This is a genomic window from Hyphomicrobiales bacterium (assembly GCA_016710435.1).
In the GTDB taxonomy this organism is placed as follows: domain Bacteria; phylum Pseudomonadota; class Alphaproteobacteria; order Rhizobiales; family Aestuariivirgaceae; genus Aestuariivirga.
Genome location: JADJVV010000001.1, coordinates 2,998,528 through 3,012,619, shown reverse-complemented (window position 1 = coordinate 3,012,619; position 14,092 = coordinate 2,998,528). Strand labels below are relative to the sequence as shown.

The following is a 14,092-nucleotide window of genomic DNA, read 5'->3' as shown; positions in this document are numbered from 1 at the left end:
ATGGCCGACAGCATTTCATCCGTCTCACCGGTGGACGGCAGCGTCGTCGCCAAGCGGACCGTGGCATCGAAGAAGCAGGTGGCGGCAACCTTTGCCGCTGCCCGTGCCGCCCAGAAGGACTGGGCAGCGCTGACCGTGGCGGAGCGTGCCGCCTATTGCGGCAAGGCTGTCGATGCCATGCTGGCGATGAAGGATGAGATCATCCCCGAACTGGCGTGGTCCATGGGCCGGCCCGTGCGCTACGGCGCGGGCGAATTGCGCGGTTTCGAGGAGCGCGCACGGCACATGATCGCCATCGCACCGCAGGCCCTGGCCAACCTTACGCCTGCTCCCAAAGATGGATTCGAGCGTTTCATGACGCGCGAACCCGTCGGCGTGGTGTTCACCATTGCGCCGTGGAACTATCCCTATCTCACCACGGTCAACTCCGTGATCCCGGCCCTGATGGCCGGGAACAGCGTGGTGCTGAAACACGCCAGCCATACGCTTCTGGTGGCGGAGCGTTTCCAGAAGGCCTTCGAGAAAGCGGGACTGCCGAAGGGCGTGTTCCAGCATCTCGTGCTGAACCATGAGCAGACGGGGCAAATCCTCTCTTCCGGACTGGTGAACATGGTCTGCTTCACCGGGTCCGTGGAAGGTGGCCGGGTGATCGAACGGGCTGCGGCTGGGCGTTTTCTGCATGTCGGCCTGGAACTTGGCGGAAAGGACCCGGCCTATGTGCGGGCCGATGCCAATCTCGCCCATGCGGTTGAAAACCTGGTGGATGGTTCCTTCTTCAATTCCGGGCAGAGTTGCTGCGGCATCGAGCGCATCTACGTGCACAAGGATTTGTGGAAGCCGTTCATCGACGGTTTCATCGATCTCACTAAGACATACGTCCTCGGCAATCCGCTGGAAGAGTCCACGACGCTTGGTCCCATGATCAAGGCCGATGCCGCGGCCTTCGTCCGCAAGCAGGTGGCAGGTGCGGTGCGCGCGGGCGCAAAGGCTCATATCGATCCCGCCCTCTTCCCCAAGGACAAGAAGGGCACGCCCTACATGGCGCCGCAAGTGCTCACGGGCGTCAATCACCAGATGAGCGTGATGCGGGATGAAAGCTTCGGCCCTGTCGTCGGCATCATGAAGGTGTCATCGGACGATGAGGCCGTGACGCTGATGAACGACAGTCCCTACGGCCTCACCGCCGCGCTGTGGACGGAGGACGTCTCCGCTGCCAAATCCATCGGTGCGCGGATTGAAACCGGCACCGTTTTCATGAACCGCTGCGATTATCTCGATCCCGCGCTGGCCTGGACCGGCGTCAAGGACACGGGCCGCGGCGCCACCCTTTCCACCGTGGGCTATGACATGCTCACCCGACCCAAGAGCTTCCACCTGAGGACGAAGACATGATCCCCAATCGCAATTTCAACTTTCCCAATCCGATGCGCTTCGGCAATGGCCGGGTGAAGGACCTTCCGCAGTTCTGCACCGAAGCCGGCATGAAGAAGCCGCTGTTCGTGACCGACAGGGGCCTTGCCGGCACGGACATGGTGAAGGACATCCTCGCCAACCTCGAGAAGTCGGGCCTGGGCCGCGCCATGTTTTCCGACGTGGTTCCGAACCCGACGGAAGCCAACGTGCTCGACGGCTGCAAGGTCTATCGCGACGGCGGCCATGACGGCGTGATCTGCTTTGGCGGGGGCTCGGCACTCGACACGGGCAAGATGATCGCGCTGATGCATTCGCAGAAAGTCTCGATCTTCGACCTGGAAGACGTGGATGACTGGTGGACGCGCGCCGATGCCAGCACGATCGCGCCCAACATCTGCATTCCGACAACGGCGGGCACCGGTTCCGAAGTGGGCCGCGCCGCCGTCATCACCAACACCAAGACACACGAGAAGAAGATCATCTTCCACCCGGGCGTGATGCCAAGATTTGCCGTACTCGACCCGGAACTGACGGTCGGGCTTCCGGCGAAGCTGACGGCCGCGACGGGTTTCGATGCTTTCGCCCATTGTCTCGAAGCCCTGTGTTCGCCGTTCTATCATCCGGCAGCGGAAGGCATTGCCATCGAAGGCATGCGGCTCGTGAAGGAGAACCTCGCCAAGGCCGTGAAGAAGGGCAAGGACCTGGATGCGCGCGGCAACATGCTGGTGGCGTCGTCGATGGGCGCCACGGCTTTCCAGAAGGGCCTGGGGGCGATCCATTCGCTGTCCCACCCGTTCGGCGGCCTCTACAATGCCCATCACGGCACGCTGAATGGCATAATCATGCCGTATGTGCTGAAAGCCAACCGCAAGAAGGTGGAGGCGAAGATCGAACGCGCCGCGGCCTATCTGGGCATCAAGGGCGGTTTCAACGGTTTCATGAAGTGGGTGCTGGCACTCCGCAAGGAATGCGGCATTCCCCACACGCTGGCGGATATCGGCATCGACACGAAGCAGCTGGACACGGTGGCGGAAATGGCCCGCCGCGACCCGTCCCACGGCGGCAACCCGGTTGATTTCTCCGTGAAGCAGTATAAGGCGCTGGCAAAGAAATGCGTCGTGGGGGATCTCTGACCCTCTGCACGGCCTGACGGGGGAATGACATGCGCTCCACGAAATCCATCCACATCATCAATTGCCATGCCGAAGGCGAGGTCGGTGATGTGATCGTGGGGGGCGTGGCCCCTCCTCCCGGTAATACGGTGTGGGAGCAGTCCCGTTACATTGCCAATGACGGAAAGCTCCGGGCTTTCGTGCTGAACGAGCCGCGCGGCGGCGTGTTCCGTCATGTGAACATGCTGGTGCCGCCCAAAAATCCCAAGGCGCAGATGGGCTTCATCATCATGGAGCCGGAAGACACGCCGCCCATGTCGGGATCGAACTGCATCTGCGTGGCGACCGTGCTGCTGGATGCAGGCATCATTCCCATGCTGGAGCCGTTGACGCACCTCACACTGGAAGCGCCTGCCGGACTGATCGAAGTGTCCGCCTCGTGCCGCAACGGCAAGGCCGAGAGCATCACGCTCACCAACGTGCCCTCCTTCGCGCCGCACCTGGAGGCGACGCTGGAGGTTGAAGGCGTGGGCAAGGTGAAGGTGGATACGGCCTTCGGCGGCGACAGCTTCGTGATGGCCGACGTGGCGGACTTCGGCCTCTCGATCACGCCGCAGAACGCCCACGTCATTGCCGCGCTGGGCCGGAAGCTGGTGAAGGCCGCCAACGAGCAACTGCCCTTCCACCACCCGGACCTGCCGGACTGGAAGCATTATGCCTTCTGCTTCATGCGTGAACCGCTGGAACGGAAAGACGGCGTGCTGACGTCACGCAATTCCTGTGTGGTCAATCCCGGCAAGCTGGACCGTTCACCCACGGGTACGGGCTGCTCGGCCCTCATGGCGGTACTGCATGCCAAGGGCCTGATGAAGGTGGGTGATACCTACATCGGCCGGAGCGTGATCGACTCGCAATTCATCGGCACGATCTCGGGTGAGACCACGGTGGGCAACCACAAGGCCATCATCCCCCAGATCACGGGCCGCGCCTGGATCAGCGGGCAGACGACACTGCTGCTCGATCCGGATGATCCGTACCCGGACGGTTACAAGGTCAGCGACACCTGGCCGAATGGGTGATGGCGGAGAAATCCAACTCAGCGGCCAAGACGGGAATGGGAACGTATTACGCGCACGCCCGCATCATCGCGAGGAACTCCGTGACGTGGGCTTCTGGCGTGGCGAAGGATGTGACGAAGCGGCAGTGGATTTCGTCCGGCGCCAGGCCGTCCCACGGCCAGTCATAGAAGCGGGCGCCCCTGGCCTGGAGCGTGTCGAACATCGGCTTCGGCATCACAGCGAAGACTTCGTTGGCCTCGACGGGATTGGTAAGCCTGACGCGGTTCGATTCCTGCATGCCCTTGGCCAGTGTATGCGCCAACCCGTTGGCCCGGCGGGCGTTGGCCAGCCAGACGTCGTCCTGCAGATAGGCGAGCATCTGGGCGGAGAGGAAGCGTCCCTTGGAGATGAGTTGCCCCGTGCGCTTGCGGCGGTAGAGGAAATCCTCGGCGAGTGCCGTGTCGAAAAACACCACGGCCTCCAGGATCATGCCGCCGTTCTTGGTGCCGCCAAACGAGAGCACGTCAACGCCGGCCTTCCACGTCATCTCGGCGGGTGTGCATCCCAGTGAGACGAGCGCGTTGGCAAAGCGTGCGCCGTCCATGTGCACCTTCATGCCGCGCGGGGCAGCAACGGCGGACAGGGCTGCGATCTCCGCAGGCGTATATACGGTACCGAGTTCGGTGGTGTTTGTGATCGAAAGCGCACAGGGCTTGGCGCCGTGCTCGCCATGCCCGAATTGCGAGAGCTTCTCAGCAAATGCGGCAGGCGCGAGCTTGGCACCTGCCCCCGGCATGGTGATCAGTTTGCCACCCCCCATGAACAATTCCGGGCAATTGCATTCGTCCGTGTTGATATGGCTCATCTCGTGGCAGAAGACGCCGCCGTAGGTGGGGCACATGGCGGAGAGTGCGAGCGAGTTGGCGCCCGTCCCGTTCACCACCAGAAACGCCCGAACCTCGCGATCAAAGATTCGTGAAAGGCGTGCGTCGACTTCCTTCGCGCCGTCGTCGTGGCAGTACGACACATCGGTCAAACGGCTGTTTGCCTCCACCATGGCTTGCATTATGCGCGGATCGACGCCGTAGACGTTGTCGGAGGCGAAATTCATGAGTGGCTTTTTCCCTTTCCAGATGAGCCACCTCATAACTGCATCGGGTCTGCAGGAAAACCGCAAAGTGGAACGTTCGCCACTCGCCCGCGTTGAGACTCGATTGTTTCCCTGAACAAGCGGAGAGATGCCATGGGCCTGCGTACTGCAACGCTGTTGTTTGCCCTCACCCTGGCCGCACCGGCCCTCGCGGTCGAGACGGTCAAGACCGGAAAGGCCGCATTCGGAAGCTGGAAGGATGACGCTCCGGGCGTCACCCGCAAGATCACCGCCAAGGACATGCCGGAGGCTGCCCCCAATCCGGAGGAGTCCGCCTTCGCACAGCCGGTTCCAATGCCGGATGGCGCAAAGCCCAAATTGCCACCGGGTTATTCCGCCGAAATGATCGCCGACAAGGTCGAGAACCCGCGGGCGCTGCGGGTGGCGCCGAACGGGGACCTGTTCGTGGCCGACAGCAAGGCCAACCAGGTCCGGGTCTATCGCTTGGGCAAGTCCGGCAAGGTGGAGAAAGCATCCGTATTTGTGAAAGATCTGCACCAGCCTTACGGCATTGCGTTCTATCCGCCGGGGGCCAAGCCTACGCATGTCTATATCGCCAACAGCAACAGCGTGGTGCGCTTCCCCTATGCCGATGGTGACATGGAGACGGCGGCAAAGCCGGAGGTGATCGTCGACTACATTCCGGCGGCGCATCACTGGACGCGCGACATCCAGTTCTCTCCGGACGGCAAGCGCTTCTACCTGAGCGTCGGGTCGGGTTCCAACGTGGCACTCGACATGGCGCCGCAACCTTTCGAAGAAGGCGGTATCAAGGGCTGGGAAAAGAAGAACGGACTTGGGGCGACGTGGGATACCGAAGCCGACCGCGCGCAGGTGCTCACCTTCGATCCGATGGGCAAGGATAAGAAGACTTTCGCCACCGGCTTGCGCAACTGTGCAGGCCTCACCATTCAGCCCAACACGGGTGAGCCGTGGTGCGTGGTGAATGAGCGTGATGGCCTTGGTCCCGATACGCCGCTGGAATATGCGACGCGGGTGAAGAGCGGCGCGTTCTATGGCTGGCCTTGGTATTACATCGGCAAGCATGAGGACGACCGTCCCCCCAGCAAGCGCCCCGATCTCGCGGACAAGGTCACGGTGCCGGACGTGCTGATGCAGGCGCATTCCGCGCCGCTCGGCATTGCCTTCTACACCGGCAAGAACTTCCCGGCGGAAGTTCGCGGTGATGCGTTTGTCACCCTGCACGGCTCGTGGAACCGGGGCAGCCGGACGGGCTACAAGGTGGTTCGCCTGCCCTTCAAGGATGGCAAGCCCACCGGCGATTATGTGGACTTCATGACAGGCTTCGTGCTGGCTGACGACAAGGTCTGGGGCCGGCCCGTGGGTGTTGCCGTCGCAAAGGACGGTGCACTGCTGGTGAGCGAGGATGGCAACGGCACCATCTGGCGCATCACCTATTCCAAACCCTGATCAACCGAACCCCAACAGGAGATACTCCGATGAAACTGTTTGCTCTGACCGTCGCCACCCTCATGGTGGCAGGTGCCAGCTTTGCTCAGGCCGAGATGCTCACCTTCAAGGCCGATCTGACCGCCGCTTCCGAAGTACCGCCAGCAACCGACAGCAAGGGCAGCGGCATGGCCACCGTCACCGTTGATACCGATACCAAGAAGGTGAGTTGGGAAGTGACCTCGAAGGATCTCACGGGTGACGCCACGGCTGCCCACATTCACGGGCCGGCCGCTGCCGGTGAAAACGCACCGCCGATGATCGACATCAGCGCCAATATTGCAAAAGGATCGGGGGACATCACTGACGCGCAGCTGGCCGACCTGCAGGCGGGCCGCACCTATCTCAACATCCACACGATGAAATATCCGGACGGTGAAATCCGCGGCCAGCTGATGAAGTGAGGTTCCCTCTCAGCGGCGCCTCACAACCCTTCGAAACTCTCCGGTCCACGGATCGGAGAGTTCTTGCGTTCGAAGGCGAGCACGCCAAGTCCGCAGGCGATGATGAGCACCATGCCGGCCACCGCCAGCGTGTTGAGCCATTCGCCGAAGAAGACCGCGCCATAGACCGCAGCCGCCAATGTCGAGCAGTAGTAGAACGGTGCAACGGCCCGGGCCGTGGCGTGGCGGAAGGATGAGAAGACGAAGTAGTGGCCGAGCATGACGAAGAAGCCAGACCCGATGGAATAGGCCCAGGTTCGGGCGGGCACCGGGGCCCAGCCCTCAAACAGCTGGTTGTTGACAAAGGACGCCACCATCACGGCGATGATGACGCCAAAGGCAACAACAAATCCCGGAATGTCTGCGGGTGCCTTGCGCGAGAGGAGATCGCGCAAGGCCGCGGCCACAGCGGTCACAAAGCCCAGCAAGGCGTAGGGCGACGCGCTGGCGCTGCCGGGTTGAGCCACCAGAAGCGCGCCTGCGAGGCCGAGCCCGATCAAGACCCAGCGGACGGGCCCCACGTGTTCACCCCACATCAGGCTGGCGCCCGCCAGCACGAAGAGCGGTGCCACCTGATAGATGGCGGTGATATCCGCCAGCGGCACCTTGGCGAGGCCGAGAATGAAGGCCGACACGGCGACCACTTCCGCCAGTGTTCGCATGAAGGTCCAGAATTCCAACAGCTTCGGCAGGTCCTTCAGTTGGCGCATGACCACCAGCAGGGCAAAGCACCAAACCGTGGCGGACACGCCGCGCAGGACGAGCGATTGGAGCGGCGGTACATCGGCCAGCATCAATTTCAGGAAGCTGTCGCAGCTCACGAAGCTGAGGCCGGCCAGCACCATGTAAATGATGCCACGCACGTTTGAAGAATGAGTCATGGGTCCGCCGGAATGAAAAATCCGGACGACTCATAGAGAGCTTTGCCTGGCGGCACAAATGCAGGCTACGCGGGAACACCCTGCGGCAGGCTCACGGGTACCTTGATGTAATGGATGCCGTTGCTATCGGCGGGGGGCAGCTTTCCGGCCCGCATGTTGATCTGGATGGAGGGCAGCAGCAGGGCCGGCGCAGAGAGCGTCTTGTCGCGGGCGGTGCGCATGGCCACGAAATCATCCTCGCTTACCGTGCCATTCACATGGATGTTGCGGTCCAGTTCCTCTCCCACCGTCGTCTCCCAGGCGAAGGACGTGCGGCCTTCCTTGGGCAGGTAGTCGTGGCACATGAAAAGGCGTGTCTCGCGCGGGAGCGCCAGCAGTCGGCGGATGGAACGGTAAAGCGTGCGGGCATCACCTCCGGGGAAATCTGCCCGCGCCGTTCCATAGTCGGGCATGAACATCGTATCGCCGACGAAAACTGCGTTGCCGATCCGGAAAGACACGCAGGCGGGCGTGTGGCCGGGCGTTGCTATGACTTCGCAGGCGAGGTTGCCGATTGCGATTGTGTCGCCCTCCTTCACCAAGCGATCGAACTCGGCCCCGGAGCCCGAGACATCCATGGCGTTGAAGATGGGCCGGAAGATCTGCTGCACCTCCCGGATGTTCTCTCCGATGGCCACTTTCGCGCCGGTCTTCAGCTTGATGTAGGGCGCGCCTGACAGGTGGTCGGCATGGACATGGGTTTCGAGAACCCAGTCGATTGCGTACCCCTCCTCCCCTGCCTTGGTCAGCACGGCCTCAACCGAGGTGACGTCGGCCTTGCCGGACTTGTGGTCGTAGTCGAACACAGGATCGATCACGGCGGCCCGTTTCGTTTCGGGGTCCGCCACTAGATAGGTGACGGTATTGGTGGGGGCATCGAACCACGCGTGAATATGAGGTTTGGCGGCCATCGTCATCGATCAACTCCGTAGCAAGGGTTGACATATATTCATCAGAGCGCATATTAGAAACACCTAATATGCAGTGGCCGGACACCCCTCGGCCTTTCCCAGATTGTGATCATGAACCCCTTCCGCAATATTCTCAAATCCCTTCTCCCGGAGAAAAAGTCCATGAAGATCGCCAGCATCACCCCGCAGGAGGCCAAGGCGCTGATCGACCAGGGAGCGGTGCTTGTCGATGTACGGGAACCCGGCGAGCGTGGTTCCGGGCACATTGCGAACGACCGCAACCTTCCCCTCTCCCGCCTCACGCCGGTGCCGGTTGAGTCGAACGGCAAGCCGGTGATCTTCTACTGCGCCAGCGGAGCGCGTACCCGCATGAACGCAAGCGCGCTGGATGCCATCGGTGGAGTGGAACCCCGTATCCTCGCAGGCGGCATCATGGGCTGGGTACAGGCCGGCTATTCCATCGTCCGGGGCTGAGGACTGACATGAAGAAATCTCCCCGCACCATGGCGCGGGGAGACTGAAGCACAACGCCAATCACTTGTGGCTAATTGGTGAAGTGCTTGTTGCAGAGGTCTTCGGCCGAGGCATAGGTGCCGCCGGTCACCAGCGGATCCTTGCTGTAGTCAAACACGCGGAGCGTGCTGGGGTCCTTGCTGGCCTGGGCTTCAGCAGCCTTGCGGGGCAACCACTTGGTCCCCGACACATCAGCATCGTTGAAGCTGTTCGGGGTCTTGCTGGTCACGAGGCAAACGCGGTCCTGACGGTCTAGCCAACCCCCCCCCCGCCTCCGTAGGCTCCGATAGTCGGGCGCAATAATGTTTCGTTTTCCCGGCTGGTTTGAATTTTAACTTGCGTGTATCGTCAACCTCTGAAATTTAAGGACAGAGATACTGTCCTTTCTGACGCCGCGAGGCGGATTACTTGAGGAGCGCCGATCATGACCATCCAACACTTCCACCCGGAAGGTCTGCCGGAAGCCCACGGGCTTTACGACCCGCGCAACGAACACGACGCCTGCGGCATCGGTCTTCTCGCAAATATCCACAACATCAAGAGCCACAAGACGGTTGAGGATGGGCTTCGCATCCTCAAGAACCTGGAACATCGTGGCGCAGTTGGTGCCGACCCCAAGGCTGGCGACGGCGCGGGCATCCTGATCCAGATCCCCCATGAGTTCTTTGCCGCCGAAGCAGGGCGAATCGGTTTCGACCTTCCGGCCGCCGGACAATACGGCGTGGGCTTCCTGTTCATGCCGCGCGATCCGGTCTACCGCCAGGACATCGAGCGCATCTGGTGGGAAACGGCGCGCGAGGAAGGCCTGAAGGTCCTGGGCTGGCGCGATGTTGCGGTGGACCGGTCGGTGCTGGGGTATTCTGTCATTGATACCGAGCCCATGCACCGCCAGGTGTTCATCGGCCGCGGCCCCACGATCCGCGATGAGGCGCATTTCGAGCGCAAGCTGTTCGTCTGCCGCAAGGTCGTGTCCAACCGCATCGTCGAGGTGCTGGGCAAGAAGGCGCGCGCCTATTATCCGGTGTCGGTCTCGTGCCGCACCATCGTCTACAAGGGACTGGTGCTCGGCGCCGAAGTGCCGAACTACTATCTCGATCTCAAGGACCCGCGGGTGACGTCGGCCTTTGCACTGGTGCACCAGCGCTTCTCCACCAACACCTTCCCGAGCTGGCCGCTGGCGCATCCCTATCGCTTCATCTGCCACAACGGCGAAATCAACACCGTGCGCGGCAACTTCAACTGGATGGCGGCGCGCCAGGCAAACATGAAGTCGGAAGTGCTGGGCGAAGACCTCTCCAAGCTCTGGCCCATCTCCTATGAGGGCCAGTCCGACACGGCCTGCTTCGACAACGCCCTCGAGCTGCTCTACATGGGTGGATATTCCCTGCCCCATGCCATGATGATGCTGATCCCCGAGGCCTGGGCGGGCAATCCGCTCATGGACGAGGACCGCCGCGCTTTCTACGAGCACCACGCCGCAATGATGGAGCCGTGGGACGGCCCCGCCGCCATGGTGTTCACCGACGGCAAGGTGATCGGCGCCACGCTGGACCGCAACGGCCTTCGCCCGTCACGCTATCTCGTGACCGACGACGGTTTTGTCATGCTCGCATCGGAAATGGGCTGCCTTGAATTCGCCGAGGAGCGCATCACCCGCAAGTGGCGCCTGCAGCCGGGCAAGATGCTGCTCATCGACCTCGACAAGAAGGCGATCATTTCCGACGAGGATCTGAAGAAGGAGCTTTCGACCCAGCATCCCTACAAGGATTGGCTGAAGCGCACGCAGGTGGTTCTGCGCGACCTGCCCAAGGCCAAGACCGCGCGCCCGAAGATTGCCGTGCCGCTTCTCGACCGCCAGCAGGCGTTTGGCTACACGCAGGAAGACCTGAAAATCCTGATGGCGCCCATGGCCTCGACCGGACAGGAAGCCATCGGCTCCATGGGCAATGACTCCCCGCCCTCGGCCCTTTCGGACCGCCCGAAGCTGCTGGACACGTATTTCAAACAGAATTTCGCGCAGGTGACGAACCCGCCCATCGACCCGATCCGCGAGGAACTGGTCATGTCACTGGTGTCCTTCATCGGCCCCCGCCCCAACCTGCTCGACCTCAAGGGCACGTCGAAGCACATGCGCCTTGAAGTGTCGCAGCCCATCCTCACCAACGAGGAACTGGAGCGCATCCGCAACATCGGTGAAGTGCGCGAGAACCCTTTCCGTACGGTGACGATCGACATCACCTACGACGTTGCAAACGGCGCGCGCTACATGGAAGCCGCGCTCGACTCCGTGACGGCACAGGCCGAACGCGCGGTGCGTGATGGTTACAATATCATCATCCTGTCGGACCGTTCTGTCTCCGCCGAACGTGTGCCAATCCCGTCACTGCTGGCGACGTCGGCCACGCACCATCACCTGATCCGCAAGGGCCTGCGAACACTCGTCGGTCTCGTTGTGGAATCCGGCGAGCCGCGCGAGGTGCATCAGTTCTGCGCGCTTGCAGGTTACGGCGCGGAAGCGATCAACCCCTATCTCGCCTTCGAGACCCTGGAAGGCCTGCTGCCGACGCTGGACGAAAAGGTCTCGGCCTATGAAGCGGTGAAGCGCTTCATCAAGGCCGTGGACAAGGGCATCCTCAAGGTCATGTCCAAGATGGGCATCTCGACCTATCAATCCTACTGCGGCGCGCAGATCTTTGACGCTGTCGGCCTCTCGTCCGAGTTCGTGAAGCGCTATTTCACTGGCACCGCCACCACGGTGGAAGGCATTGGCCTGCATGAAGTCGCGGAAGAAGCCTTCCGGCGCCATGTAGATGCTTTCGGCCTCAATCCGGTGTTGACGACGCAACTCGACGTGGGTGGCGACTATGCCCAGCGCATTCGCGGCGAGGCACATGTGTGGACGAGCGAAACCGTCTCCTCGCTCCAGCATGCGGTGCGCGGCAACTCGCTCGACAAGTATCGCGAATATGCAAAACTGATCAACGAGCAGAACGAAAAGCTGCGCACGCTGCGCGGCCTGTTCCGCCTGAAGTCAGCTGAGGAAATGGGGAACACGCCCGTTCCGCTCGAAGAGGTTGAACCCGTCAAGGATATCGTCAGGCGTTTCGCCACGGGTGCGATGTCGTTCGGCTCGATCAGCCGCGAGGCGCATACGACGCTCGCCATTGCCATGAACCGCATCGGCGGCAAGTCCAACACAGGCGAAGGTGGTGAAGAGGCAGACCGTTTCGTGCCGCTGCCGAACGGCGACTCCATGCGCTCCGCCATCAAGCAGGTGGCCTCTGGCCGCTTTGGCGTCACGGCGGAATATCTCGTCAACTCCGACATGATGCAGATCAAGATGGCGCAGGGTGCGAAGCCAGGCGAAGGCGGTCAGCTGCCGGGGCACAAGGTAGATGCCGTCATCGCCAAGGTGCGCCATTCCACGCCGGGGGTGGGCCTCATCTCGCCGCCACCGCACCACGACATCTATTCGATCGAAGACTTGGCACAGCTGATCTATGATCTGAAGAACGTCAACCCGCGCGGACAGGTTTCCGTGAAGCTCGTCTCGGAAGTTGGCGTCGGCACGGTTGCCGCTGGCGTCTCCAAGGCCCATGCCGATCATGTGACCATCTCGGGTTATGAAGGCGGCACGGGTGCTTCGCCGCTCACCTCCATCAAGCACGCAGGCTCTCCGTGGGAGATCGGACTGGCGGAAACGCAGCAGACGCTCGTCGCCAATGACCTGCGCGGCCGCATCTGGGTGCAGGCAGACGGTGGCATCCGCACCGGGCGCGACGTGCTGATTGCCGCACTGCTGGGTGCCGATGAAATCGGCTTCGCAACGGCGCCGCTGATCGCCGCGGGTTGCATCATGATGCGCAAGTGTCACCTCAACACCTGCCCCGTTGGTGTGGCCACGCAAGACCCCGAACTGCGCAAGCGCTTCAAGGGCCAGCCCGAGCATGTCATCAACTTCTTCTTCTTCGTCGCGGGTGAACTCCGCGACTTGATGGCTGCCATGGGCATCCGCAAGTTCGAAGACCTGGTGGGCAAGACCGAATGGCTGGACACCCGCAAGGCCATCTCGCACTGGAAGGCCAAGGGGCTGGACTTCACCAAGCTGTTTGCCAAGGCGGATGTGACAGGCCCCATCGCCACGCGCCGCATCCAGGACCAGGACCATGGCCTTGAAGCCGTACTGGACCGGGAACTGATCGCCAAGGCTGCTCCCGCGCTCGAAAACCGCAAACCCGTGGTGATCGAGGCGCGCATCAAGAACAACAACCGCACGGCGGGCGCCATGCTCTCCGGCGAAGTGGCTTCGCGATTTGGCCATGCGGGCCTTCCCGAGGACACGATCACGGTGAAGCTGAACGGCGTGACCGGCCAGAGCTTTGGCGCCTGGGCTGCCCATGGCGTGACGCTGGACGTGACCGGTGAAGGCAACGACTATGTCGGCAAGGGCCTTTCGGGCGGCAAGATCATCATCAAGCCGCAGGCAAAGACGGGCTTCAAACCGGAAGAGTCGATCATCGTGGGCAACACCGTGCTTTACGGCGCCATCAACGGCGAGGCCTATTTCCGCGGCGTGGCCGGCGAACGTTTCGCCGTGCGCAATTCGGGTGCGGTTGCTGTCGTGGAAGGCACGGGCGACCACGGTTGCGAATACATGACCGGCGGCTGCGTTCTGGTGATCGGACCCACGGGCCGCAACTTCGCGGCCGGCATGTCCGGCGGCGTGGCCTATGTGCTGGATGAGGACAAAACTTTCGAGAAGCGCTGCAACCTCTCCATGGTCGACCTGCAACCTGTGCCGGAAGAGGAAGAACTGCTCGAAAAGCACCAGCATTCGGGCGGCGACATGCAATCCCATGGGCTCGTGGATATCACCTCGAAGATGGATCGCCACGATGCGGCGCGCATCCACGAACTGCTGGTTCGTCATCATCGCTACACGGGTTCGGGCAAGGCGAAGGCCATTCTCGACAACTGGGCAACCTACCTGCCGCGTTTCGTGAAGGTCATGCCGGTGGAATATGCCCGCGCATTGGCGGAACTGGAAAAGGCACAGGAAACAAGTGACGGCCTGACGGTCGGCGTGAAGAGGAGCGCATAAT

At 62.0% G+C, this 14,092-nt stretch carries 11 protein-coding genes; 7 read left to right on the top strand and 4 right to left on the bottom strand.

Going from position 1 to position 14,092, the window contains the following annotated elements:
* From IPM06_14670 to IPM06_14660, 3 genes are read left to right on the top strand one after another with little or no spacing between them, the layout of a single operon-like run.
* Positions 1-1,392, top strand: a complete 1,392-nt coding sequence (locus tag IPM06_14670; protein ID MBK8771665.1) for an aldehyde dehydrogenase family protein — start codon at positions 1-3, stop codon at positions 1,390-1,392.
* On the top strand, positions 1,389-2,546 hold the full coding sequence (locus IPM06_14665) for an iron-containing alcohol dehydrogenase (protein MBK8771664.1): 1,158 nt from the start codon (positions 1,389-1,391) through the stop codon (positions 2,544-2,546). Before IPM06_14670 ends, IPM06_14665 begins: the two co-directional genes overlap by 4 nt.
* A 29-nt stretch (positions 2,547-2,575) precedes the next feature.
* Complete coding sequence (locus IPM06_14660; GenBank protein ID MBK8771663.1) at positions 2,576-3,604, top strand: proline racemase family protein; 1,029 nt, start codon at positions 2,576-2,578, stop codon at positions 3,602-3,604.
* 46 nt (positions 3,605-3,650) lie between these two features.
* On the opposite strand, the gene IPM06_14655 is transcribed toward IPM06_14660, so the two are convergent.
* Entirely contained in the window at positions 3,651-4,694 is a 1,044-nt protein-coding gene (locus IPM06_14655; protein ID MBK8771662.1) for a low specificity L-threonine aldolase, read from the bottom strand.
* A gap of 132 nt (positions 4,695-4,826) precedes the next feature.
* Between IPM06_14655 and IPM06_14650 the strand changes: the two genes are divergently transcribed.
* The gene (locus IPM06_14650) at positions 4,827-6,164 is read left to right on the top strand and encodes a sorbosone dehydrogenase family protein (protein ID MBK8771661.1); all 1,338 of its coding nucleotides are present in this window, start codon (positions 4,827-4,829) and stop codon (positions 6,162-6,164) included.
* A 29-nt stretch (positions 6,165-6,193) separates the two neighbouring features.
* Positions 6,194-6,607 (top strand): CHRD domain-containing protein, encoded by a 414-nt coding sequence (locus IPM06_14645; GenBank protein MBK8771660.1) that lies wholly within the window; start codon positions 6,194-6,196, stop codon positions 6,605-6,607.
* A gap of 20 nt (positions 6,608-6,627) precedes the next feature.
* Here IPM06_14645 and IPM06_14640 read toward each other — a convergent pair whose 3' ends face one another.
* Together IPM06_14640 and IPM06_14635 are read right to left on the bottom strand one after the other, a co-directional pair.
* A complete protein-coding gene (locus IPM06_14640) occupies positions 6,628-7,527 on the bottom strand; it encodes a DMT family transporter (protein ID MBK8771659.1) in 900 nt (299 codons plus the stop codon).
* Positions 7,528-7,592: 65 nt separating this feature from the next.
* On the bottom strand, positions 7,593-8,477 hold the full coding sequence (locus tag IPM06_14635) for an MBL fold metallo-hydrolase (protein MBK8771658.1): 885 nt from the start codon (positions 8,475-8,477) through the stop codon (positions 7,593-7,595).
* 162 nt (positions 8,478-8,639) lie between these two features.
* Between IPM06_14635 and IPM06_14630 the strand changes: the two genes are divergently transcribed.
* Positions 8,640-8,951: a hypothetical protein gene (locus tag IPM06_14630; GenBank protein ID MBK8771657.1), complete on the top strand. Its 312-nt coding sequence runs from the start codon at positions 8,640-8,642 to the stop codon at positions 8,949-8,951.
* A gap of 70 nt (positions 8,952-9,021) precedes the next feature.
* Here IPM06_14630 and IPM06_14625 read toward each other — a convergent pair whose 3' ends face one another.
* Positions 9,022-9,219: a hypothetical protein gene (locus IPM06_14625; GenBank protein MBK8771656.1), complete on the bottom strand. Its 198-nt coding sequence runs from the start codon at positions 9,217-9,219 to the stop codon at positions 9,022-9,024.
* Positions 9,220-9,414: 195 nt separating this feature from the next.
* Between IPM06_14625 and gltB the strand changes: the two genes are divergently transcribed.
* Entirely contained in the window at positions 9,415-14,091 is a 4,677-nt protein-coding gene (gene gltB / locus IPM06_14620) for a glutamate synthase large subunit (protein ID MBK8771655.1), read from the top strand.
* The last annotated feature ends 1 nt before the right edge of the window (position 14,092 follow it).

Bases quoted from the DNA above. Each gene is read 5' to 3' on its own strand.
- IPM06_14660 (MBK8771663.1), top strand. From the start codon at position 2,576: ATGCGCTCCACGAAATCCATCCACATCATCAATTGCCATGCCGAAGGC.
- IPM06_14650 (MBK8771661.1), top strand. From the start codon at position 4,827: ATGGGCCTGCGTACTGCAACGCTGTTGTTTGCCCTCACCCTGGCCGCA.
- IPM06_14665 (MBK8771664.1), top strand. From the start codon at position 1,389: ATGATCCCCAATCGCAATTTCAACTTTCCCAATCCGATGCGCTTCGGC.
- IPM06_14640 (MBK8771659.1), bottom strand. From the start codon at position 7,527: ATGACTCATTCTTCAAACGTGCGTGGCATCATTTACATGGTGCTGGCC.
- IPM06_14670 (MBK8771665.1), top strand. From the start codon at position 1: ATGGCCGACAGCATTTCATCCGTCTCACCGGTGGACGGCAGCGTCGTC.
- IPM06_14635 (MBK8771658.1), bottom strand. From the start codon at position 8,477: ATGGCCGCCAAACCTCATATTCACGCGTGGTTCGATGCCCCCACCAAT.
- IPM06_14655 (MBK8771662.1), bottom strand. From the start codon at position 4,694: ATGAATTTCGCCTCCGACAACGTCTACGGCGTCGATCCGCGCATAATG.
- IPM06_14645 (MBK8771660.1), top strand. From the start codon at position 6,194: ATGAAACTGTTTGCTCTGACCGTCGCCACCCTCATGGTGGCAGGTGCC.
- IPM06_14630 (MBK8771657.1), top strand. From the start codon at position 8,640: ATGAAGATCGCCAGCATCACCCCGCAGGAGGCCAAGGCGCTGATCGAC.
- gltB (MBK8771655.1), top strand. From the start codon at position 9,415: ATGACCATCCAACACTTCCACCCGGAAGGTCTGCCGGAAGCCCACGGG.